Origin of the sequence: Enterobacter sp. PP-008-ECC_S150 (assembly GCF_045257065.1) — a bacterium.
Classification (GTDB): domain Bacteria; phylum Pseudomonadota; class Gammaproteobacteria; order Enterobacterales; family Enterobacteriaceae; genus Enterobacter; species Enterobacter chengduensis.
This window is the reverse complement of the sequence record NZ_JBJHHG010000010.1, coordinates 23767-48084: the sequence shown is the minus strand read 5'-3', so window position 1 is coordinate 48084 and position 24318 is coordinate 23767. Positions and strand designations below refer to the sequence as shown.

Here is a 24318-nt window from a genome sequence, read left to right as displayed (position 1 = left end):
TTGATTTGATACGAAGCAATAACCTCTCCCACTAAAGTAGTAATACTCCTCCGAATGAAAGCCAGCATAAAAAGCTGAAAACGAAGAAATTCGTTATATATAAAACTATATAGCGGTTTGCGCCGCCTCTCTTTTCTTTGTGAGCAACCAAAGTGAGTTTCTATGAAAATCAACGCGCCTGAAGAATTACTGGCTGCCGAGGTCACTCGCCGTGGGTTGATGAAAACCACGGCAATTGGCGGCCTGGCCGTCGCCAGCAGCGCCTTCACGCTCCCCTTTGCCCGACTGGCGTCAGCGGCGGATGCGTTATCTCCAGCCTCAGCACCGGAAAAAGTGGTCTGGAGCGCCTGTACGGTAAACTGCGGTAGCCGCTGCCCGCTGCGTATGCACGTGGTGGATGGCGAAATTAAATATGTCGAAACCGACAATACCGGAGACGATAATTACGAAGGGCTGCACCAGGTTCGCGCCTGCCTGCGCGGCCGCTCCATGCGTCGCCGCGTCTATAACCCGGATCGCCTGAAGTATCCGATGAAGCGCGTCGGTAAGCGTGGAGAAGGGAAGTTCGAGCGCATCAGCTGGGACGAAGCCTACGACATCATCGCTACCAACATGCAGCGTTTGATCAAAGAGTACGGCAACGAGTCCATCTACCTGAACTACGGCACCGGGACGCTCGGCGGCACGCTGACCCGCTCCTGGCCACCGGGAAAAACGCTGGTGGCGCGCCTGATGAACTGCTGCGGCGGTTATCTCAATCACTACGGCGACTACTCTTCCGCGCAGATTGCCGCTGGTCTGAACTATACCTACGGCGGCTGGGCGGATGGCAACAGCCCGTCCGATATCGAAAACAGCAAGCTGGTCGTCCTGTTCGGAAACAACCCGGGCGAGACGCGCATGAGCGGTGGCGGGGTGACCTACTACCTCGAACAGGCGCGCGCTAAATCCAATGCCCGCATGATCATTATCGATCCGCGCTATACCGACACCGGTGCAGGGCGCGAAGATGAGTGGATCCCCATCCGTCCCGGTACCGATGCGGCGCTGGTCTCCGCCCTGGCGTGGGTGATGATCACCGAAAACCTCGTCGATCAGCCTTTCCTGGATAAATACTGCGTCGGCTATGACGAGAAAACCCTGCCAGCCAGCGCGCCTGCCAACGGCCATTACAAGGCCTATATCCTTGGCCAGGGCAGCGACGGCGTGGCAAAAACGCCGGAGTGGGCCTCCACCATCACCGGCATCCCGGTCGAGCGTATTGTTCAGCTGGCGCGTGAGATTGGCTCCGCGAAACCGGCCTACATCAGCCAGGGCTGGGGCCCGCAGCGTCATGCGAACGGTGAAATCGCGACCCGCGCCATCTCCATGCTCTCCATTCTGACCGGTAACGTCGGCATTCACGGTGGTAACACCGGCGCGCGCGAAGGCTCATATGAGGTGCCGTTCGAACGTATGCCGACGCTGGATAATCCGGTTCAGACCAGCATCTCTATGTTTATGTGGACCGATGCGATTGAACGCGGCCCGGAAATGACCGCCCTGCGCGACGGCGTGCGCGGCAAGGATAAGCTGGACGTGCCGATCAAGATGATCTGGAACTATGCCGGTAACTGTCTGATCAACCAGCACTCAGAAATCAACCGTACCCATGAAATCCTGCAGGATGACAAGAAGTGCGAGATGATTGTGGTCATCGACTGCCACATGACCTCCTCGGCGAAATATGCCGATATCCTGCTGCCGGACTGCACCGCTTCTGAGCAGATGGATTTCGCGCTGGACGCCTCCTGCGGAAACATGTCCTACGTGATCTTTACCGACCAGGCGATCAAACCGCGCTTCGAGTGCAAAACCATCTATGAGATGACCTCCGAGCTGGCGAAACGTCTTGGCGTTGAGCAGCAGTTTACCGAGGGACGTACCCAGGAAGGGTGGATGCGCTATCTGCATGAACTCTCCCGCAAGGCGATCCCAGACCTGCCGGACTTTGACACCTTCCGCAAGCAGGGAATGTACAAACAGCGCGATCCGGAAGGGCACCACGTGGCGTATAAAGCGTTCCGTGAAGATCCGCAGGCGAACCCGCTGACCACGCCGTCGGGCAAAATCGAAATTTACTCCGAAGCGCTGGCAAAAATCGCGTCGACCTGGGAGCTGCCGGAAGGGGACGTCATCGATCCGCTGCCGATCTACACGCCGGGCTTTGAAAACTATAACGATCCGCTGACGGCGAAATTCCCGCTGCAGTTGACCGGCTTCCACTACAAAGCGCGCGTGCACTCTACCTACGGTAACGTCGACGTGCTGAAAGCCGCCTGCCGTCAGGAGATGTGGATCAACCCGATGGATGCCAAAGCGCGCGGTATCAGCAATGGCGATCGCGTACGTATCTTCAACGGACGCGGTGAGGTGCACATCGAAGCCAAAGTAACGCCGCGCATGATGCCGGGCGTCGTGGCGCTGGGGGAAGGGGCATGGTACAGCCCGGATGCCAACCGCATTGACCAGGCAGGCAGCATTAACGTGCTGACCACGCAGCGTCCGTCGCCGCTGGCGAAGGGCAACCCGTCTCACACAAACCTTGTTCAGGTTGAAAAGGTTTAAGGAGTAACCGATGACAACCCAGTATGGATTTTTCATTGATTCCAGCCGTTGCACCGGTTGCAAAACCTGCGAGCTGGCCTGTAAAGATTACAAAGATCTCACCCCGGACGTGAGCTTCCGCCGCATCTACGAATACGCCGGGGGCGACTGGCAGGAAGATAACGGCGTCTGGCATCAGAACGTCTTTGCCTATTACCTGTCGATTGCCTGTAACCACTGCGAAGATCCGGCCTGTACCAAGGTTTGCCCGAGCGGTGCGATGCACAAGCGCGAAGACGGTTTTGTGGTGGTGGATGAAGATGTCTGTATCGGCTGCCGCTACTGCCATATGGCCTGCCCATACGGCGCCCCGCAGTACAACGCCGCTAAAGGCCATATGACCAAGTGCGACGGTTGCCACACCCGCGTCGCGGACGGCAAAAAGCCGATCTGCGTCGAGTCCTGCCCGCTGCGCGCGCTGGACTTTGGTCCCATTGAAGAGCTGCGCCAAAAACACGGTCAGCTTGCCGCAGTGGCGCCGCTGCCGTCTGCGCACTTCACGAAGCCGAGTATTGTGATTAAACCTAACGCCAACAGCCGTCCTACAGGTGACACCACCGGCTACCTGGCAAACCCGAAGGAGGTGTGAGATGGGAAGTGGATGGCATGAATGGCCGCTGATGATCTTCACGGTCTTTGGTCAGTGCGTGGCGGGCGGCTTCATTGTGCTCGCGCTGGCGCTGTTAAAAGGGAACCTCAATGCCGAACAGCAGCAGCGTTTAGTGTTGAGCATGTTTGGCCTGTGGGTGCTGATGGGGATTGGCTTTATCGCTTCTACGCTGCACCTGGGTTCACCGATGCGCGCGTTTAACTCTCTGAACCGCGTGGGGGCATCGTCCCTCAGTAACGAGATTGCCAGCGGGGCAATTTTCTTTGCCGTCGGTGGGCTGGGCTGGCTGCTGGCCGCATTGAAGAAGCTGCCGGCGGGGCTGCGCAGCCTGTGGCTGATCGTAACCATGGTTCTGGGCGTGGTGTTCGTTTGGATGATGGTGCGCGTCTATAACACCATCGACACCGTTCCAACCTGGTACAGCGTCTGGACGCCGATGAGCTTCTTCCTGACGATGTTTATCGGCGGGCCGCTGCTTGGCTACCTGCTGCTGCGCGTGGCGGGAGTAGACGGCTGGGCAATGCGTTTGCTGCCCGCGGTTTCGCTGCTGGCGCTGGTGGTGAGTGCGATAGTCGCCCTGATGCAGGGGGCCGAGCTGGCAACCATTCACAGCTCTATCCAGCAGGCTTCTGCCCTGGTGCCGGACTACGGTGCTCTGATGGCCTGGCGCATCGTTTTGCTGGTCGCCGCGCTGGTATTCTGGATCGCTCCTCAGCTCAAGGGCTATCAGCCCGCGCTGCCGCTGCTGTCACTGGCTTTTGTGCTGGTCCTGGCGGGTGAGCTGATTGGCCGCGGCGTGTTCTACGGGTTGCATATGACTGTAGGTATGGCTGTCGCCAGCTAACGCTGCTTTTGGTTATATCAAGCCGGGCCTGAGTGCCCGGCTTTTTCTTTTTCGATCATGAAATTTTTCGACTGTCGTTTTGTTTTAATTTTACCCATTAATAAATGAAAACAGAGACATAATTAATATCTATAGCAGGCGTGGCATTAGCAGGATAAGTTTTTTAAATCGACAGGGAACATATTGTGCGAGGCGGCTAAATCCGTGGATTGACTTTGTTTTTGCCAGTGGCATGATGCGCACGAAATCTGAACTTCCGCACGGTTTTTAATCCATGACCACCTATACCCGGCCAGTGCTGCTGTTGCTCTGTGGCCTGCTTTTGTTGACCCTGGCGATCGCAGTGTTAAATACGCTCGTCCCGCTGTGGCTCGCCCATGAAAACTTACCGACCTGGCAGGTGGGTATGGTCAGCTCGTCCTTTTTTACCGGCAACCTGCTGGGTACGCTGGTGACCGGTAACCTGATTAAACGCTTTGGCTTTAATCGCAGCTATTATCTGGCTTCGCTGATTTTCGGCGCCGGATGTGCCGGGCTGGGACTGATGGTCGGCTTCTGGAGCTGGATGGCATGGCGCTTTATCGCTGGCGTAGGCTGCGCGATGATTTGGGTGGTGGTTGAAAGTGCGCTGATGTGCAGCGGTACTTCCCGCAACCGTGGACGCCTGCTGGCTGCCTATATGATGGTTTATTACGTCGGCACCGTGCTGGGTCAACTGATGGTCAGCAAGCTGCCAACCGACCTGATGAGCGTTCTGCCGTGGGTGACGGGCATGGTGCTGGCCGCGATCCTGCCGCTGCTCTTCACGCGCATTGTGAACCAGAACAGCGAGCACCAGGAAGCGACCCACGTCTGGCCGATGCTGAGACTGCGTCAGGCGCGTCTGGGCGTTAACGGCTGCATTATCTCCGGGATTGTACTCGGCTCGCTCTATGGCCTGATGCCGCTCTATCTGAATCATCAGGGCGTCAGCGATTCCGGCATCGGTTTCTGGATGGCGGTCATGGTGAGTGCGGGTATTGTCGGACAGTGGCCGATTGGCCGCCTGGCGGACCGCTTTGGCCGTCTGCTGGTGCTTCGCGTTCAGGTTTTCGTGGTGATCATGGGCTGTCTTGCCATGCTCAGCAACGCCGCGATGGCGCCTGCGCTGTTCATTCTCGGGGCGGCCGGCTTTACGCTCTATCCGGTGGCGATGGCCTGGGCCTGTGAGAAAGTCGAGCATCACCAGCTGGTGGCAATGAACCAGGCGCTGTTGCTGAGCTATACCATCGGCAGCTTATTAGGGCCGACGTTTACCGCGATGCTGATGCAGAATTACTCCGATAATTTACTGTTTATCATGATCGCCAGCGTGTCGTTTATTTATCTCTTAATGCTGCTGCGCAAAGCGGGCGAGCATCCAACGCCTGTGGCACATGCCTGATTAAATAAAAGCCTGTCAATGACAGGCTTTTTTGTCCCCATCACAACTAAGAGTTTTACTTATTGTTTGTTTATTGCGCCAGACGATAATTCATGTGAGTCCTACCACTTAAGGCAGCAATCATGTCTATTCGTCGTTTTTCCACTACCGCACTTGCCGTAGTGTTGTCTTTAACGTTTGCAACGGCTCCGGTCATGGCTAATCCTGGAAACGGGAATGGCAATGGTCACGGAAACGGTGGCGGACAGGGTAACAGCGGCAATCATGGTAACGGGAATTCTGGTAACCATGGTAGTAAGCAAAATAACGGTCAGGATAACCCTGGCAATTCGAATAAGAGCGTTAAAAACAGCAAAGATGTCGGTAACGATGTCGATGCTCGCGTGAGTTTCGATCGTGCCCGTCATCTGGCGCTGAATTACGGCTTAACGGGCTATAAGTCTCTGCCTCCGGGGATCGCAAAAAACCTGGCGCGCGGTAAACCACTGCCTCCGGGTATTGCGAAGAAAACCGTGCCGGCCTCTATGCTGGGTCAGCTTCCTTCCTATCCGGGCTATGAATGGCGGGTAGTGGGTGACGACCTGGTCTTAATTGCGCTGAGTACTGCGATTGTGACGTCCATTATTAACGGCGTCTTTAAATAGAATATAAAAAGGCCCGGTTCTCACCGGGCCTGTTCTTTAATACATGACCTTGTGGCCGTACTGCTCAAGAATACCTTTGACGCGTTCCATCGTCTCTTTTTTCGGCGGCTTCACGCCATCAAGCTTGTACTCTTCACCCATGGCCACCCATTTGTGTTTACCCAGCTCGTGATAGGGCAGAAGCTCAATTTTCTCGACGTTGCCCATGTCGCGGGTAAATTCACCCAGGCGGTGCGCGGAGTCATCGTCATCTGACCAGCCTGGCACCACCACGTAGCGGATCCAGGTTTTAATGCCTTTATCGGCAATATATTTGGCAAACTCCAGCGTACGGTGGTTTGACACGCCAACCAGGTTCTGGTGGATCTCATCGTTCATCTGTTTGAGGTCGAGCATCACCAGATCGGTCACTTCAAGCAGCTCGTCAATGACCGGATCGTAGCGGCGCACAAAGCCGTTGGTGTCGAGGCAGGTATGAATGCCTTCTTTGCGGCAGGCGCGGAACCAGTCGCGGACAAATTCAGCCTGAAGAATGGCTTCGCCACCGGAGGCGGTCACGCCGCCGCCGGACGCGTTCATAAAGTGACGGTAGGTCACCACCTCTTTCATCAGGTCTTCAACGGTGACTTCTTTACCGCCGTGGGTGTCCCAGGTGTCGCGGTTGTGGCAGTACAGGCAGCGCATCAGGCAGCCCTGGAAGAAGGTGATAAAGCGGATGCCCGGGCCATCGACGGTGCCACAGGATTCAAAGGAGTGAATGCGACCAATAGTTGACATTGCGGTGATATCTCCGAATTTGGCCCATCCGGGGCCTATGTAGATGCACAGCTCAAAGGCTATGTCGAGTCTGTTTTGGCTGTTATCCATTCAGTATAGATAGCGGACAAAAGAGACTGATAAAGCGAGGGTGTTAAAAAGGCCCCACTTGCGTGGAGCCTTTATTGTACGCCTTTTAACGCGTGATTTCAGTCAATTCCACTTACATGGACTGAGTGAAAGTACGGGTGATAACGTCCTGCTGCTGTTCTTTAGTCAGGGAGTTAAAACGTACTGCGTAGCCAGATACGCGGATGGTCAGCTGAGGATATTTCTCAGGGTGTTCCATCGCGTCGAGCAGCATTTCACGGTTCATGACGTTCACGTTCAGGTGCTGACCACCTTCGATGGACGCTTCGTGGTGGAAGTAACCATCCATCAGGCCTGCCAGGTTAGTCTTACGAACTTCGTCATCTTTACCCAGCGCGTTTGGCACGATAGAGAAGGTGTAAGAGATACCATCTTTCGCGTAAGCAAACGGCAGTTTAGCAACGGAAGTCAGAGAGGCAACTGCACCTTTCTGGTCACGACCGTGCATTGGGTTAGCACCTGGGCCGAATGGCGCGCCAGCACGACGACCGTCTGGGGTGTTACCGGTTTTCTTACCATACACCACGTTAGAGGTGATGGTCAGAACAGACTGAGTCGGGATAGCGTTACGGTAGGTAGTGAGTTTCTGAATTTTCTTCATGAAACGTTCTACCAGGTCAACCGCCATGTCATCAACGCGAGAATCGTTGTTACCAAACTGCGGATATTCGCCTTCGATTTCGAAGTCTACGGCCAGGCCGTCTTCGTCACGAATGGGTTTAACTTTCGCATATTTGATTGCAGACAGGGAGTCAGCAGCAACGGACAGACCTGCGATACCACACGCCATGGTGCGGATAACGTCACGGTCGTGCAGCGCCATCAGAGAAGCTTCGTAGCTGTACTTGTCGTGCATGTAGTGGATAACGTTCAGCGCAGTGACGTACTGTTTCGCCAGCCAGTCCATGAAGTGATCCATACGTTCCATGACTTCGTCATAGTTCAGCACGTCGCCTTTGATTGGCTCAGACTTAGGACCAACCTGCATTTTCAGTTTTTCATCAACGCCGCCGTTGATAGCGTACAGCATGGTTTTCGCCAGGTTTGCACGCGCACCGAAGAACTGCATTTGTTTACCAACAACCATTGGGCTTACGCAGCAAGCGATAGCGTAATCGTCGTTGTTGAAGTCCGGACGCATCAGGTCATCGTTCTCGTACTGCAGAGAAGAGGTGTCGATGGACACTTTAGCGGCGAATTTCTTGAAGTTCAGAGGCAGTTTTTCAGACCACAGAACGGTGATGTTCGGCTCCGGAGAAGGACCCATGGTGTACAGGGTATTCAGGAAGCGGAAGCTGTTTTTGGTTACCAGAGTACGGCCGTCAACGCCCATACCGCCGATAGATTCAGTAGCCCAGATTGGGTCACCGGAGAACAGCTCATCGTATTCTGGGGTACGCAGGAAGCGAACCATACGCAGTTTCATGACCAGGTGGTCAATCATTTCCTGAGCGTCTTGCTCGGTGATTTTGCCTGCTTTCAGGTCACGTTCGATGTAGGCATCCAGGAAGGTGGATACGCGACCGAAGGACATTGCTGCGCCGTTCTGAGACTTAACCGCGGCCAGGTAGCCGAAGTAGGTCCACTGGATAGCTTCCTGAGCGTTGGTAGCCGGACCAGAGATATCGCAGCCATATTTCGCCGCCATCTCTTTGATCTGACCCAGCGCACGGTGCTGTTCAGCAATCTCTTCACGCAGACGGATAGTCGCTTCCAGGTTTACGCCGTTTTCCAGATCGGACTGCAAGGAAACAAACTGCGCGTACTTGTCTTTCATCAGGAAGTCGATACCGTACAGCGCAACGCGACGGTAGTCACCGATGATACGGCCACGGCCATACGCATCTGGCAGACCGGTCAGAACGCCAGACTTACGGCAGTTCAGAATGTCTTTGGTGTAAACATCGAATACGCCCTGGTTGTGGGTTTTGCGGTATTCGGTGAAGATTTTTTTCAGCATTGGATCCAGCTCGCGGTTATACGCTTTGCAGGAACCTTCAACCATTTTGATACCACCGAACGGGATGATTGCGCGTTTCAGTGGTGCTTCAGTCTGCAGACCAACGATTTTCTCAAGGGCTTTGTTGATATAGCCAGCATCGTGAGAAGTGATGGTGGAAGCAACGGAGGTGTCAAAATCAACTGGCGCGTGAGTGCGGTTTTCCAGTTTAACGCCTTCCATTACGCTGTCCCACAGCTTGGTGGTCGCGTCAGTGGCGCCAGCCAGGAAGGATTCGTCACCTTCATACGGGGTATAGTTTTTCTGAATAAAGTCACGGACGTTGACTTCATTCTGCCAGTCACCTTTCGCAAAACCTTCCCAGGCTGTGGCTAACTTTTCATTAAGCTCGGACATGTAACACCTACCTTCTTAAGTGGATTTTTTATTTACTGCCTGAGAAAACCATCAATGATGATCGTCGCCACGCAGGTAAATGACCCAGTATGTCAACCCAACTAACAGACCCCCACCGATAATGTTCCCGATAGTGACAGGGATCAGGTTATCAGTAATGAAATTCATAATAGTCAGGTGAGAGAAACTTTCCGGGGATGAACCAACTGCGGTCCAGAACTCCGGGCTCGCAAAGTCGCGGATAACAATGCCCATTGGGATCATGAACATATTCGCGATACTGTGCTCAAAGCCGCTGGCAACAAACATCGCAACCGGCAGAACCATAATTAAGGCTTTGTCCATCAGGCTACGACCCGAGTAGCTCATCCATACAGCCAGGCAGACCATCAGGTTTGCGAGGATGCCAAGAGCAACGGCTTCGATAAATGTGTGGTGCATTTTGTGGTCGGCGGTTTGCAGGACGTTGAGGCCCCAGCCGCCGTTGGCGGTCATGTACTCGCCAGAAAGCCACATCAACAAAACAAAGAGAAGACAGCCAACCAGGTTACCCACGTAGACGTTAAGCCAGTTACGTGCCAGTTGACCCCAGGTAATCCTTCCGCTGGCCTTTGCCACGACAATCAGCACCGTTGAGGTGAAGAGGTCGGCGCCGCAGATGACGCAGAGAATCAGACCCAGTGAGAAGCAAATGCCGCCAATCAGTTTGGCCATGCCGAAAGGCATTCCGGCGGTACCGGTGGTGGCGGTGATGTAGAAGACGAAAGCGATAGAGATGAACACACCAGCCGTGATCGCCAGATAGAACGTCTTCATCGGGTGTTTCGTTGCTTTATAGACACCCGCTTCTTCGGCCACTTTGGCCATCGCGGCGGGGAGTAAAAGATCAAAAGGGTTGTCAGCTTTCACACTAACTCTCTCTTTATTAAGTCGGCGACGAGATACTAACAAAGCATTATAGAAGAGAAATTGATATAGATCATATCTCGCCTGGCTTATAGGCCCGCAGTGTGTATGGTTTTACGACAAATGCGGAGTAAGTATTTGATTATCCGTATAAAAATAAATTTTAAAAGTTATGAAAAGAGTTGAATTTTTTCGTTCAGCCACCTCTGAAACAGTTAATTAATATGGAGTATTAACCATAAAAAGTAACAGTAAAGCCCAGGTGAATATTATTATATTTACCCATGTTTAACTTTATTATTACAATCAACAGTCATTGCCGAAGAAAATAAAAAACGGGGCAATGAAATTGCCCCGTAATATAGCCCAGACGATTGAATACGCCTACTGCTGGTAATGTTATGTGCGCTTATTTTGACCAGTAAGCGGCTTTTGCTTTCTGCAGCTTCTCATAGGCTTTCAGCAACGACTGATGCGCCGGGAAGGCGTGAAGGTCGCTGTCGACAGCCTGCAAACCGTAGAATGGCTCTTCACCGCTCAGCGCCGCGCTGGCGGCTTCTACCGCCTCTGCGCCGTACATACGCACGAAGGCATTAAGATACTGCAGCGGCTCGCGGTCTTCTTCCTGAGAGAGCAGCAGCAGCGTCTGCAGGCAGCGGTAGTAGTTAGTGCGCTCGGCAGAGAAGACGGACTGGTTGAATTCCATCGTCCATTCCGTCCACGCAAGCGCCTGATCTAGGTCGCCGCCTGCCAGCGCCAGCATGGCCTTCAGCTCGCCAATGCGCAGGGTATACCAGCCGTTGTCTTTTCCGGTTGCCAGACCCAGCAGTTCACGCACGCGGGTGAAGTCATCGTCACCTTCTTCGTCCAGCTGGGCGATCAGGTTCAGATAATCTTCTTTCTCCCACTCGCTGCCCGGCAGGGACAGGAGCGTTTCGCGCAGGTGCGCACCCATGCTGTTATTCGCCAGCCACAGATCTTCGGCCGGATAGATGTCGGACATGCCCGGAACAATAATGCGGCACGCGTAGACGCCCAGGTGTTCGTAATCCGCGATGTAAACTTCCTGGTCTTCCGCTTCAAAGATGGCCATTAAGGTGGCGAACTCTTCTTCAGTGGTACCCGCAAAGCTCCAGTCCACGAACGGATAGTCCGCGTCCTGCTTGAACATATCCCAGGAGATCAGGCCGCTGGAATCGATGAAGTGCGTTTCGAGGTTGGTATGCTCGGCCACTTCTTCATCGTCAAACGTTGGCGGCGTAAACACGTCGAGATCTTTCAGGCTACGGCCCTGAAGCAGTTCGGTAACGGTACGCTCCAGCGCCACGCCGAAGTCCGGGTGCGCGCCGAAGGAGGCGAAGCAGGTGCCGTTGGTCGGGTTAAACAGCACGACGCAGATCACTGGATACTTGCCGCCCAGCGAGCCGTCATACGCAAAGATTGGGAAACCTTCTGCTTCCAGCTTGGCGATGGATTCCACCACGCCCGGGTAGCGCGCCAGCACCTCTGCCGGAATTTCAGGCAGGCTGATAGATTCGGCAATAATGCGGTTTTTAATATGGCGCTCAAACACTTCAGACAGTCCCTGAACGCGCGCTTCGTTACGGGTGTTTCCGGCGGACATCCCGTTGGATACGTACAGGTTGCCGACGATGTTCATCGGGATATAGACGGTCTGTTCATCCGACTGGCGGGTGAACGGCAGGGCGCAGATCCCCCGCTCTTCATTACCTGACTGCAGGTCGATCAGCATGCTGGCGGTCAGCTCGTTTTCCGGATCGTAAAAGGCGCGCAGGCGCGGATCCAGAATGCCCTCCGGCAGTTCGTCGTCTTCGGTCAGCGGGAACCATTTTTCGTTCGGATAGTGCACGAACGGGCCGTTCGCGATGGTTTCGCCCAGCCAGAAGTCAGCGAAGAAGTAGTTGGTGGACAGACGCTCAAAATACTCACCCAGCGCGGAGGCCAGTGCCGCTTTTTTTGTCGCGCCTTTACCGTTGGTAAAGCACAGGGCACAGTCTTTATCGCGAATATGCACGGACCAGACATGAGGCACCGGATTGAGCCAGGAGGCTTCTTCGATGTTAAAACCCAGGTCGGTCAATTTCTGCTGGAAGCGAGCGATGGAATCTTCCAGAGCGGCGTCTTTGCCGGGGATAAACGTTTGAGTCATGGCGTTCACTTTTATCGTACGTAAAGCGCGCAATGATACGGGTTTTGCGTGACGGGTGCTATCTTCGGCGAAAATAAATGGCTGGGCTATGCTTAGTGGCAGTAACTGACTGTTAAGGCATAGAAAAATGAAAGCATTTGATCTTCATCGGATGGCGTTTGATAAAGTTCCTCCTGAATTTCTGGGCGAAGTGGCGCTGCGCAGCCTGTATACCTTCGTACTCGTCTTCCTGTTTCTTAAAATCACCGGCCGTCGCGGCGTACGGCAAATGTCGCTCTTTGAGGTGTTGATCATCCTGACGCTGGGGTCAGCGGCGGGAGACGTCGCCTTTTATGACGATGTGCCGATGGTGCCGGTCTTCGTCGTTTTTGTTTCACTGGCGCTGCTTTATCGTCTTGTCATGTGGCTGATGTCGAAAAGCGAGAAGCTGGAAGATTTGCTTGAAGGGAAGCCGGTCGTGATCGTCGAGGACGGACAGCTGGCCTGGGATAATGTACGAAGCGCCAATATGACGGAGTTTGAGTTCTTTATGGAGCTCCGCCTGAACAGCGTTGAACAGCTCGGGCAGGTGCGTCTTGCGATCATGGAAACCAACGGGCAGATCAGCGTCTATTACTATTCTGACGACGAGGTGAAGCCGGGACTGTGTATCCTGCCGGATATGCTCATCGAGCGTTTCAGAACCGTACCGGAATCAGGCGAGTATGCTTGCGTAAGATGCAGCCATGTGGTTGCGATGCAGCCGGGGGAACGTCAATTATGCCCCCGCTGTGCAAATCCGGAATGGACGAAGGTTAGTCGGGCCAAACGTATCAGCTGACAGCCATTTTGTCGGTTTTGTCTTAGCGAGGCGGCAGATTGTTTTGTGTGACGCAGGGCACATTTCCCCGGTCATCAGTTTTAGACATTGCGGCGCGTGTCACTGAATGATAAAACCGATATCCACAGTTATAACTTATGGCTTTTAGCGTGGTGAGGGGAAATGGCTCAGGTCTTTAATTTCAGTTCAGGTCCGGCAATGTTACCGGCAGACGTGCTTAAACAGGCTCAACAGGAACTTTGTGACTGGAACGGTCTCGGTACGTCGGTGATGGAAATCAGCCACCGGGGTAAAGAGTTTATTCAGGTGGCGGAAGAGGCAGAAAAGGATTTTCGCGATCTGCTGAATATCCCCTCCAACTACAAAGTATTGTTCTGTCACGGTGGCGGGCGCGGCCAGTTTGCTGGCGTTCCGCTGAATATCCTCGGTGATAAAACAACGGCTGACTACGTTGACGCGGGCTACTGGGCGGCAAGCGCCATTAAAGAAGCGCATAAATACTGCGCGCCGAATGTGATCGACGCCAAAGTGACCGTTGACGGTCTGCGCGCCGTGAAGCCAATGCGCGAGTGGCAGCTCTCTGATAACGCAGCGTATCTGCACTACTGCCCGAACGAAACCATCGACGGGATCGCCATCGACGAAACGCCAGACTTCGGCAGCGATGTCGTGGTTGCCGCCGACTTCTCCTCCACCATACTCTCTGCGCCCATTGACGTCAGCCGCTACGGTGTGATCTATGCCGGCGCGCAGAAAAATATCGGTCCGGCCGGTTTGACTATCGTCGTCGTGCGTGAAGACCTGCTGGGTAAAGCGCATACATCCTGCCCGTCCATTCTCGATTACACCGTGCTGAACGATAATGACTCTATGTTCAACACCCCGCCGACGTTTGCGTGGTACCTCTCTGGACTGGTCTTCAAATGGCTGAAGCAAAACGGCGGCGTGGCGCAGATGGACAAGGTGAATCAGCAGAAAGCCGAACTGCTGTATGGCGTGATCGACAAGAGCGATTTCTACCGCAACGATGTGGCGAAAGCGAACCGTTCCCGCATGAACGTGCCGTTCCAGCTGGCGGACAGCAACCTGGATAAAGTGTTCCTGGAAGAGTCCTTCGCGGCAGGCCTGCACGCGCTTAAAGGTCACCGTGTTGTTGGCGGCATGCGTGCTTCCATCTATAACGCGATGCCGCTGGAAGGCGTTAAGGCCCTGACGGATTTCATGATCGACTTCGAACGTCGTCACGGTTAATGTGCTGTTTTTCACCCCCGCAGCATCCCTGCGGGGTTTTTATTATGTTGAGTTGAGAGTTTAGTTTTCATGGAATCCCTGACGTTACAACCTATCGCGCGGGTAGATGGCACCATTAATCTGCCTGGTTCAAAAAGTGTCTCGAACCGCGCTCTGCTGCTGGCAGCTCTGGCAAACGGCACCACCGTCCTTACAAACCTGCTGGACAGCGATGACGTGCGCCATATGCTCAATGCGCTGAAAGCGTTGGGCGTTCATTACACTCTCTCCGACGATCGTACCCGCTGTGAAGTGACCGGCAACGGCGGCGCGCTGCGCTCGGGCGAAGATCTTGAGCTGTTTCTGGGGAATGCGGGTACCGCGATGCGTCCGCTGGCGGCAGCGCTGTGTCTGGGCAGTAACAACATCGTGCTGACCGGCGAGCCGCGCATGAAAGAGCGTCCAATTGGTCACCTGGTGGATGCCCTGCGTCAGGGCGGCGCGCAGATTGCGTATCTGGAGCAGGAAAACTATCCGCCACTGCGTCTGCGCGGGGGCTTTACCGGCGGTCACGTCGAGGTTGACGGCAGCGTCTCCAGCCAGTTCCTCACGGCGCTGCTGATGACCGCGCCGCTGGCCCCGCAGGACACGGTTATCACGATTAAAGGCGAGCTGGTCTCCAAACCGTACATTGATATCACGCTGCACCTGATGAAAACCTTCGGCGTTGAGGTGGAAAACCAGTCTTATCAGCGCTTTATTGTGCGCGGGGCGCAGCAGTATCAGTCTCCGGGCAACTACCTTGTTGAAGGGGATGCCTCATCCGCGTCCTACTTCCTGGCCGCAGGGGCGATTAAAGGCGGCAAGGTTAAAGTGACCGGTATTGGCCGTAACAGCGTGCAGGGCGACATCCGTTTTGCGGACGTGCTGGAAAAAATGGGCGCCAAAGTCACCTGGGGCGACGACTTCATCTCCTGTACCCATGGCGAGCTGAACGCCATCGACATGGACATGAACCATATCCCGGATGCGGCGATGACCATTGCCACGGCGGCGCTGTTTGCCAAAGGCACGACCACGCTGCGTAACATCTACAACTGGCGCGTCAAAGAGACGGACCGCCTGTTCGCAATGGCCACCGAATTACGTAAGGTGGGTGCCGAGGTGGAAGAGGGCGAGGACTACATTCGCGTGACCCCTCCGAAAAAACTGCAGTTTGCGGAAATTGGCACCTACAACGATCACCGCATGGCAATGTGCTTCTCGCTGGTGGCGCTGTCGGACACGCCTGTCACCATTCTTGACCCGAAATGTACCGCGAAAACCTTCCCGGACTACTTCGAACAGCTGGCACGCATTAGCACGCTAGCCTGATAACGTATTGCCGCATCACCCGATGCGGCATTTGCTTACGCTTCATTACGCACGTCTCCGCTCATTTCTTCTACACTCTGCTTCAATCATTCCGTAATTTGCACGCAAAGGTAACAGTTGCGCACGTTGGCGCGTATAATGCGCGGCGTTCATGTAAACGGTATGCCTTATTTAAGGAGAAAAAGATGACGGCAGTTGCCCCGGTAATCACCATTGATGGGCCGAGTGGCGCAGGGAAAGGGACTCTGTGCAAAGCGATGGCGGAAGCATTGCAATGGCATCTTTTAGATTCGGGAGCAATCTATCGCGTGCTGGCGCTGGCTGCGCTGCATCATCATGTGGACGTGGCGTCTGAAGAAGCGCTGGTTCCGCTGGCTGCGCATCTGGATGTGCGTTTCGTGTCAACCAATGGCAACCTGGAAGTCATCCTTGAAGGGGAAGACGTGAGCGGGGAAATCCGTACTCAGGAAGTGGCCAATGCGGCCTCTCAGGTGGCGGCTTTCCCGCGCGTTCGTGAGGCGCTATTACGTCGTCAGCGCGCGTTCCGTGAAGCCCCGGGGTTGATTGCGGACGGACGCGATATGGGAACCGTGGTGTTCCCTGATGCACCGGTGAAAATTTTCCTTGACGCCTCTTCGGAAGAACGTGCTCAACGCCGCATGCTTCAGTTGCAGGAAAAGGGGTTTAGTGTTAACTTTGATCGCCTTTTATCCGAGATAAAAGAGCGCGATGACCGCGATCGTAACCGCGCCGTCGCCCCACTTGTTCCCGCAGAAGATGCGTTAGTTCTGGATTCAACCAGTTTAACTATTGAGCAAGTGATTGAAAAAGCGCTACAATATGCGCGCCAAAAACTGGCACTCGCGTAATCGCGACCGATTTAGCAGTACCCCCGCTGCAATGGATTGACGGCGGGTATGTGAAACAACCCCATCCGGCACGGAGCCAGGTGGACGTTAATATTAACCTGAAGATTAAACATGACTGAATCTTTTGCTCAACTGTTTGAAGAATCCTTAAAAGAAATCGAAACCCGCCCGGGTTCCATCGTTCGCGGTGTTGTTGTTGCTATCGACAAAGACGTAGTACTGGTTGACGCCGGTCTGAAATCTGAGTCCGCCATTCCGGCAGAGCAGTTCAAAAACGCCCAGGGCGAGCTGGAAATCCAGGTTGGTGACGAAGTTGACGTTGCGCTGGACGCAGTAGAAGACGGCTTCGGTGAAACCCTGCTTTCTCGTGAGAAAGCGAAACGTCACGAAGCATGGATCACCCTGGAAAAAGCTTACGAAGAAGCTGAAACTGTGGTCGGTGTTATCAACGGCAAAGTTAAAGGTGGCTTCACTGTTGAGCTGAATGGTATTCGTGCGTTCCTGCCAGGTTCACTGGTAGACGTTCGTCCAGTCCGTGACACTCTGCACCTGGAAGGCAAAGAGCTTGAGTTCAAAGTAATCAAGCTGGACCAGAAGCGTAACAACGTTGTTGTATCCCGTCGTGCCGTTATCGAATCCGAAAACAGCGCAGAACGCGATCAGCTGCTGGAAAACCTGCAGGAAGGCATGGAAGTCAAAGGTATCGTTAAGAACCTCACTGACTACGGCGCATTCGTTGACCTGGGCGGCGTTGATGGCCTGCTGCACATCACCGACATGGCGTGGAAACGCGTTAAGCACCCAAGCGAAATCGTGAACGTGGGCGACGAAATCACTGTTAAAGTGCTGAAGTTCGACCGCGAGCGTACTCGTGTATCCCTCGGCCTGAAACAACTGGGCGAAGATCCATGGGTAGCTATCGCTAAGCGTTACCCAGAAGGTACTAAACTGACTGGTCGCGTAACCAACCTGACTGACTACGGCTGCTTCGTTGAAATCGAAGAAGGCGTTGAAGGTCTGGTACACGTTTCCGAAATGGACTGGACCAACAAAAACATCCACCCATCCAAAGTTGTTAACGTTGGTGATGTAGTGGAAGTGATGGTTCTGGATATCGACGAAGAACGTCGTCGTATCTCCCTGGGCCTGAAACAGTGCAAAAACAACCCATGGCAGCAGTTCGCGGAAACCCACAACAAGGGTGACCGTGTTGAAGGTAAAATCAAGTCTATCACTGACTTCGGTATCTTCATCGGCCTGGACGGCGGCATCGATGGCCTGGTTCACCTGTCTGACATCTCCTGGAACGTTGCAGGCGAAGAAGCAGTTCGTGAATACAAAAAAGGCGACGAAATCGCTGCAGTTGTTCTGCAGGTTGACGCAGAGCGTGAGCGTATCTCCCTGGGCGTTAAACAGCTCGCAGAAGATCCGTTCAACAACTGGGTTGCACTGAACAAGAAAGGCGCAATCGTAAACGGTAAAGTGACTGCAGTTGACGCTAAAGGCGCAACCGTAGAACTGGCTGACGGCGTTGAAGGTTACCTGCGCGCTTCTGAAGCTTCCCGTGACCGCGTTGAAGATGCGACTCTGGTTCTGAACGTAGGCGACGATGTTGAAGCTAAGTTCACCGGTGTTGACCGTAAGAACCGCGCAATCAGCCTGTCTGTTCGTGCTAAAGACGAAGCTGATGAGAAAGATGCAATCGCAACTGTTAACAAACAGGAAGATGCAAACTTCTCTAACAACGCAATGGCTGAAGCTTTCAAAGCAGCTAAAGGCGAGTAATATCAGGTTCTCAGCATCATTTGCGCGGTAATGCATTTACAGCGTGAAGGATGAGGAGCAAACTTGACAGATTGCAGGATTCGTCCTGTAATCAATAACAAAGGGCGGCTACGGCCGCCCTTGTTTAATGAGCTGTTCAGCTAATTGGTTTGAAAGGAACCGGAGGAATCATGACCAAGTCAGAATTGATTGAAAGACTTGCCAGTCAGCAACCGCATATCCCTGCTAAGGCAGTGGAAGATGCCGTAAAAGAGATGCTGGAGCATATGGCTTCCACTCTTGCCCAGGGCGAGCGCATTGAAATCCGCGGTTTCGGTAGTTTTTCTCTGCACTATCGTGCTCCACGTACCGGGCGTAACCCGAAAACGGGTGATAAAGTCGAGCTGGAAGGTAAGTACGTTCCACACTTTAAACCGGGTAAAGAACTGCGCGATCGCGCCAATATTTACGGCAACTGAGTTTAACCAGCCGGTTAAACTGGGTTCGAAAGAAAGCACCTGCGGGTGCTTTTTTTGTGCCTGTCACTGTCATTCTGAAGATGCCCCGCATTTTTCGTTTCATTTTCTGCAAGGTAATAAAAACATCACAGCGCGCGCCGTAAAACACACTTTTGTCATCTGACAACCCGCACGGCCTGCTTTCATACTGCCCACCTGAACAGGGAGGTAGCAATGGGAATTCCCGCGCTGGGTGTCTGCGCCATTCTGGCGATAGCCCCGTTACTTTGGTTACCGGAACTGCCATCACGTCATACCGTATGGATAATGATTGTTGGCGGGATCGCGCTGGCCGCACGGCGAAACATGCGACTAAAGTATGTCGGTATCACACTGTTATTTTGCGTGTGGGGCGTTCTGGCCGCGCAGGAGAGCGTCTGGCCGATGCAGTATCTCACCACCGGCGCCGTGCAGGCTGAGGTAGCGATCGCTGCGACCGATGGCGCCACTCTGCATCAGGCACGGATTCTCAGCGTCGATGGCAAGCGCTGGTGGGCATCAACCGGCGTCACGCTGTATGGCAATTATCTCCCACAGAAAGCGTGTGCCGGTCAACGCTGGAACATGACGCTCAGGCTCAGGCCTGCCCACGGCGAACTGAACGACGGGGGTTATGATTCTCAGCGCAGCGCTTTTGCTCAGCATCAAACGCTGAGCGGGCGCTTCACCCGTGCTGAACTCGTCGACGGGCGCTGCAGCCTGCGCGCGCAATATCTCGCGTCATTGCAAACCCGCCTGTCAGCCTATCGATGGGGGGCGGTTATCCTCGGGCTGGGAATGGGTGAACGCCTGAATGTTCCCCGGGAGATAAAAGACCTGATGCGTGAAACCGGGACGCTGCATTTGATGGCGATTTCGGGTCTGCATATCGCGCTGGCGGCCTCCCTCGTCTGGCTACTCGCCCGTGGTTTCCAGTTTTTCTTGCCCAGCCAGCGTATCCACTGGCAAATGCCTCTCCTGGCCGGGCTGTGCTTTGCCGCCTTCTACGCCTGGCTTACCGGGCTGCAACCTCCTGCGCTACGAACGGTTATCGCGCTTGCTGTGATTGCAATGCTTCGGATCGCAGCCCGTCAATGGTCCCCCTGGCAGGTATGGGTTTGCTGTATTGCGGCGATCCTGATAAGCGATCCGCTGGCCGTACTCTCGCAAAGTCTGCTCTTGTCTGCCTTTGCTGTCGCCGCGCTGATTTTCTGGTTTCAGTGGTTGCCGCTTCCCGACTGGCACCGGGCGCGACGTATACGACCTTTACTGAACCTGATTTATCTGCAGGTCGGCATGTTGCTGCTGCTCATGCCGTTACAGGTTCTGATTTTTCATGGTTTCAGCCTCTCTTCCCTGGTAGCGAATCTCTTTGCCGTGCCCCTGGTGACGTTTGTCTCCGTGCCGCTGATCCTGCTCGGTATGCTGCTCCATCTGCTACCGCTAGCGACGCTGGAAAGCATCGTCTGGTTTGCAGCCGATAAGTCGCTTGCGGGACTCTTCTGGTTACTGATGCGCCTGCCTGACGGCTGGCAAAATGTCGATCAGCGCTGGCAATACATGGCGTTGCTGCCGTGGATGAGCATCATTGCCTGGCGTTTTCGTGCCTGGAAAATCCTTCCAGCCGTTTGTCTTGCAGGCAGCGTCTTGCTGACATTTCCCCTCTTGCGCACGGCAAAAAACGAGAGCTGGACCCTGCATATGCTGGACGTGGGGCAGGGGCTGGCAATGGTCATTGAGCGGCAGGGGAAAGCCATACTCTATGATACCGGGCTTGCCTGGCCGGACGGGGACAGCGCGCAGCGGCTGATTATCCCGTGGCTTCGCTGGCATCACCTCCGCCCGGAAGGCGTGATCCTCAGTCATGAGCATCTCGACCATGCGGGAGGCCTCGCGTCGTTGCAAAAAGCATGGCCTGAGGTATGGGTAAGAAGCCCATTGCGCCTGGCGGGACATCGCCCCTGTTTTCGCGGGCAGAACTGGAGATGGCAGGGGCTCACCTTCACCGTCCACTGGCCCCCTGCAAATTACCCGGCCCAGGGAAATAACCGCTCCTGCGTGGTTAAAATTGACGACGGTGAACAGAGTGTTCTGCTTACCGGAGACATTGAAGCGCAAGCGGAACAGGCTATGCTTAGCCATTACTGGCGTTATCTCACGTCCACGCTCACCCAGGTGCCCCATCATGGCAGCAATACCTCGTCTTCACTGCCGCTGGTACAGCGGGTAGAAGGTCAGATCGCCCTGGATTCAGCGGCGCGCTATAACGCCTGGCATTTCCCGTCGGCAAAGGTTGTCCGACGCTATCGAAAAGAGGGGTATATCTGGCACGATACCCCTCACTCTGGACAAATATCGGTGACATTCTCGCAACATCACTGGCAAATCCGGCGCTTGCGAGAGCAAATTTTATCCGTTTGGTATCATCAGTGGTTTGGCGCGCCCGTCGATAACGGGTAGAATATGCGGCTATTTCAACGAATGCTGGTTTTTTGAATGCATAACGATAAAGATCTCTCCACGTGGCAAACCTTCCGCCGACTCTGGCCGATGATTGCACCTTTTAAAGCAGGCTTGATCGTGGCGGGCGTAGCGTTAATCCTCAACGCAGCCAGCGATACTTTTATGTTATCGCTCCTCAAACCGTTACTGGATGACGGTTTTGGTAAAACGGATCGCTCAGTGCTGCTATGGATGCCGCTGGTGGTTATCGGGCTGATGATCTTACGCGGCATCACCAGCTATATTTCCAGCTACTGTATTTCCTGGGTATCCGGGAAAGTGGTGATGACCATGCGCCGTCGGCTGTTCAGCCACATGATGGGCATGCCGGTCTCATTCTTTGACAAGCAGTCTACCGGGACGCTGCTCTCCCGTATTACCTACGACTCCGAGCAGGTTGCCTCCTCGTCCTCAAGCGCGCTGATCACCGTTGTGCGTGAAGGTGCGTCAATCATCGGCCTGTTTGCGATGATGTTCTACTACAGCTGGCAGCTGTCGATCATCCTTATCGTTCTGGCACCGATCGTTTCTATTGCCATCCGTGTCGTCTCCAAGCGCTTCCGCAATATCAGTAAGAATATGCAGAACACCATGGGACAGGTGACGACCAGTGCGGAACAGATGCTGAAAGGGCATAAGGAAGTGCTGATCTTCGGCGGTCAGGACGTCGAAACCAAACGCTTTGATAAAGTCAGCAACAAGATGCGTCTGCAGGGGATGAAAATGGTCTCGGCCTCGTCCATCTCTGACCCGATTATTCAGCTGATTGCATCCCTGGCGCTGGCGTTCGTTCTCTATGCGGCAAGCTTCCCGAGCGTGATGGAGACCCTGACGGCGGGGACCATCACCGTGGTCTTCTCCTCGATGATCGCCCTGATGCGTCCGCTGAAATCTCTGACGAACGTGAACGCCCAGTTCCAGCGCGGGATGGCCGCCTGCCAGACCTTGTTCAGCATTCTGGATTCCGAGCAAGAGAAAGACGAAGGTACGCGTGAAATTGAACGTGCCCGTGGCGATGTTGAATTCCGCAACGTCACTTTCGCCTATCCTGGTCGCGAAACCCCTGCGCTGCGCAATATCAACCTGTCTATTCCGGCGGGTAAAACCGTTGCGCTGGTAGGCCGTTCCGGCTCCGGTAAATCGACCATTGCCAGCCTGATCACCCGTTTCTACGATATTAACGAAGGTGAGATCCTGTTAGACGGTCACGACCTGCGGGAGTATACCCTGCAGTCGCTGCGTAACCAGGTGGCGCTGGTCTCCCAGAACGTGCACCTGTTCAACGATACGGTGGCCAACAACATTGCCTATGCGCGCACGGATGAGTACAGCCGCGAGCAGATTGAGAACGCGGCGCGTATGGCCTATGCGATGGACTTTATCAACAAGATGGATAACGGTCTGGACACCATTATCGGTGAGAACGGGGTGCTGCTCTCCGGTGGTCAGCGTCAGCGTATTGCCATAGCGCGTGCGCTGCTGCGCGACAGCCCGATTCTGATTCTGGACGAAGCGACCTCTGCGCTGGATACCGAATCTGAACGCGCCATTCAGTCCGCGCTGGATGAGCTGCAAAAGAACCGTACCTCGCTGGTGATTGCCCACCGCCTGTCGACTATCGAGCAGGCCGATGAAATCGTTGTGGTTGAGGATGGCATCATCGTTGAACGCGGAAGCCATGCTGATTTGCTGGAGCACCGCGGGGTTTACGCCCAGCTTCATAAGATGCAGTTCGGCCAATGATTGCACGCATCTGGTCCGGTGAATCCCCGCTGTGGCTGCTGCTTTTGCCGCTCTCCTGGCTCTACGGCCTGGTGAGCGGCATTATCCGCCTGCTTTACCGTCTGGGGATCAAGCGTGCCTGGCGCGCGCCGGTACCGGTTGTGGTTGTCGGTAATCTTACGGCGGGTGGCAACGGTAAAACGCCGGTCGTCATCTGGCTGGTGGAGCAGTTGCAAAAACGCGGTATTCGCCCCGGGGTGGTTTCGCGCGGATATGGCGGTAAAGCGGCGCATTACCCGCTGCTGCTGACGGCGGAAACCACGACCGCCGAAGCGGGTGATGAACCGGTACTTATTTTCCAGCGTACGGGTGCGCCAGTTGCGGTCTCCCCGGCGCGCAGCGGCGCCGTTCAGGCGCTGCTTGCCGAACACGCGGTACAAATCATTATCACTGACGATGGCCTGCAGCATTACGCCCTGGCGCGTGACAAAGAGATTGTCGTCATCGACGGCGTTCGCCGTTTGGGTAACGGCTGGTGGCTGCCGGCTGGCCCCATGCGCGAACGCGCTTCGCGTCTTAACTCCGTCGATGCGGTGATTGTGAACGGCGGTGAGGCAAGCGCGGGTGAAATCCCGATGCAGCTGCGGCCGGGTCTGGCGATCAACCTGGTGACGGGCGAACGCCGGTCGGTTGCAGAACTGCCTTCACTGGTGGCGATGGCGGGGATTGGTCACCCGCCGCGCTTTTTCGCGACGCTGGAACAGTGTGGTGCCCGGCCAGAAAAATGCGTTCCGCTGGCCGACCACCAGGCGCTGATGGAAGAGCAGGTAGACGCCCTGACCCTACCCGGGCAGACGCTGATTATGACCGAAAAAGATGCGGTGAAATGCCGCGCCTTTGCGAAAGATAGCTGGTGGTATCTGCCGGTTGACGCTGAACTTAGCGGCGAGCAGCCGGAACATTTGCTCAAGGAACTGATTGCGTTAGTGCAGTAAAGGCTTACGCGGTTCTGGTGGCGCTCTGACTGACAGGAAA

At 54.7% G+C, this 24318-nt stretch carries 18 protein-coding genes; 14 read left to right on the top strand and 4 right to left on the bottom strand.

Going from position 1 to position 24318, the window contains the following annotated elements:
• Window positions 1–162 precede the first annotated feature (162 nt).
• From dmsA to ACJBF3_RS12600, 5 genes are all read left to right on the top strand, one after another.
• Window positions 163–2607 (top strand): dimethylsulfoxide reductase subunit A, encoded by a 2445-nt coding sequence (dmsA, locus tag ACJBF3_RS12620; RefSeq protein WP_045327267.1) that lies wholly within the window; start codon window positions 163–165, stop codon window positions 2605–2607.
• A 10-nt stretch (window positions 2608–2617) separates the two neighbouring features.
• Window positions 2618–3235, top strand: a complete 618-nt coding sequence (locus ACJBF3_RS12615) for a DMSO/selenate family reductase complex B subunit (RefSeq protein WP_021240882.1) — start codon at window positions 2618–2620, stop codon at window positions 3233–3235.
• 1 nt (window position 3236) lies between these two features.
• Window positions 3237–4100 (top strand): dimethyl sulfoxide reductase anchor subunit family protein, encoded by an 864-nt coding sequence (locus tag ACJBF3_RS12610; protein ID WP_045327260.1) that lies wholly within the window; start codon window positions 3237–3239, stop codon window positions 4098–4100.
• 274 nt (window positions 4101–4374) lie between these two features.
• Window positions 4375–5523, top strand: coding sequence for an MFS transporter (locus ACJBF3_RS12605; RefSeq protein WP_045327258.1), 1149 nt, complete (start codon window positions 4375–4377; stop codon window positions 5521–5523).
• 122 nt (window positions 5524–5645) lie between these two features.
• A complete protein-coding gene (locus tag ACJBF3_RS12600) occupies window positions 5646–6167 on the top strand; it encodes an anti-virulence regulator CigR family protein (protein ID WP_045327257.1) in 522 nt (173 codons plus the stop codon).
• A 36-nt stretch (window positions 6168–6203) separates the two neighbouring features.
• On the opposite strand, the gene pflA is transcribed toward ACJBF3_RS12600, so the two are convergent.
• From pflA to ycaO, 4 genes are all read right to left on the bottom strand, one after another.
• A complete protein-coding gene (gene pflA / locus ACJBF3_RS12595) occupies window positions 6204–6944 on the bottom strand; it encodes a pyruvate formate lyase 1-activating protein (protein ID WP_014883212.1) in 741 nt (246 codons plus the stop codon).
• Between the two features lie 202 nt (window positions 6945–7146).
• Window positions 7147–9429, bottom strand: coding sequence for a formate C-acetyltransferase (gene pflB, locus ACJBF3_RS12590; RefSeq protein ID WP_023332542.1), 2283 nt, complete (start codon window positions 9427–9429; stop codon window positions 7147–7149).
• A 51-nt stretch (window positions 9430–9480) separates the two neighbouring features.
• Window positions 9481–10338, bottom strand: a complete 858-nt coding sequence (gene focA, locus ACJBF3_RS12585) for a formate transporter FocA (RefSeq protein ID WP_008499974.1) — start codon at window positions 10336–10338, stop codon at window positions 9481–9483.
• Between the two features lie 406 nt (window positions 10339–10744).
• On the bottom strand, window positions 10745–12505 hold the full coding sequence (gene ycaO, locus ACJBF3_RS12580; protein ID WP_045327254.1) for a 30S ribosomal protein S12 methylthiotransferase accessory factor YcaO: 1761 nt from the start codon (window positions 12503–12505) through the stop codon (window positions 10745–10747).
• Between the two features lie 127 nt (window positions 12506–12632).
• Here ycaO and ACJBF3_RS12575 point away from each other — a divergent pair, with 127 nt between their 5' ends.
• From ACJBF3_RS12575 to lpxK, 9 genes are all read left to right on the top strand, one after another.
• A complete protein-coding gene (locus ACJBF3_RS12575; protein WP_045327252.1) occupies window positions 12633–13325 on the top strand; it encodes a DUF421 domain-containing protein in 693 nt (230 codons plus the stop codon).
• A 162-nt stretch (window positions 13326–13487) separates the two neighbouring features.
• The gene (gene serC, locus ACJBF3_RS12570) at window positions 13488–14576 is read left to right on the top strand and encodes a 3-phosphoserine/phosphohydroxythreonine transaminase (RefSeq protein WP_045327250.1); all 1089 of its coding nucleotides are present in this window, start codon (window positions 13488–13490) and stop codon (window positions 14574–14576) included.
• 69 nt (window positions 14577–14645) lie between these two features.
• On the top strand, window positions 14646–15929 hold the full coding sequence (aroA, locus tag ACJBF3_RS12565; protein WP_045327248.1) for a 3-phosphoshikimate 1-carboxyvinyltransferase: 1284 nt from the start codon (window positions 14646–14648) through the stop codon (window positions 15927–15929).
• Window positions 15930–16114: 185 nt separating this feature from the next.
• Complete coding sequence (cmk, locus tag ACJBF3_RS12560) at window positions 16115–16798, top strand: (d)CMP kinase (protein ID WP_045327246.1); 684 nt, start codon at window positions 16115–16117, stop codon at window positions 16796–16798.
• A gap of 111 nt (window positions 16799–16909) precedes the next feature.
• Window positions 16910–18583, top strand: a complete 1674-nt coding sequence (rpsA, locus tag ACJBF3_RS12555; protein ID WP_008499966.1) for a 30S ribosomal protein S1 — start codon at window positions 16910–16912, stop codon at window positions 18581–18583.
• A gap of 170 nt (window positions 18584–18753) precedes the next feature.
• Entirely contained in the window at window positions 18754–19041 is a 288-nt protein-coding gene (ihfB, locus tag ACJBF3_RS12550; RefSeq protein WP_008499965.1) for an integration host factor subunit beta, read from the top strand.
• A 213-nt stretch (window positions 19042–19254) separates the two neighbouring features.
• Window positions 19255–21519 (top strand): ComEC family protein, encoded by a 2265-nt coding sequence (locus ACJBF3_RS12545; protein WP_045327244.1) that lies wholly within the window; start codon window positions 19255–19257, stop codon window positions 21517–21519.
• 36 nt (window positions 21520–21555) lie between these two features.
• Window positions 21556–23304: a lipid A ABC transporter ATP-binding protein/permease MsbA gene (gene msbA, locus ACJBF3_RS12540; protein WP_045327241.1), complete on the top strand. Its 1749-nt coding sequence runs from the start codon at window positions 21556–21558 to the stop codon at window positions 23302–23304.
• On the top strand, window positions 23301–24278 hold the full coding sequence (gene lpxK, locus ACJBF3_RS12535) for a tetraacyldisaccharide 4'-kinase (RefSeq protein WP_045327240.1): 978 nt from the start codon (window positions 23301–23303) through the stop codon (window positions 24276–24278). Before msbA ends, lpxK begins: the two co-directional genes overlap by 4 nt.
• Window positions 24279–24318: the final 40 nt, after the last annotated feature.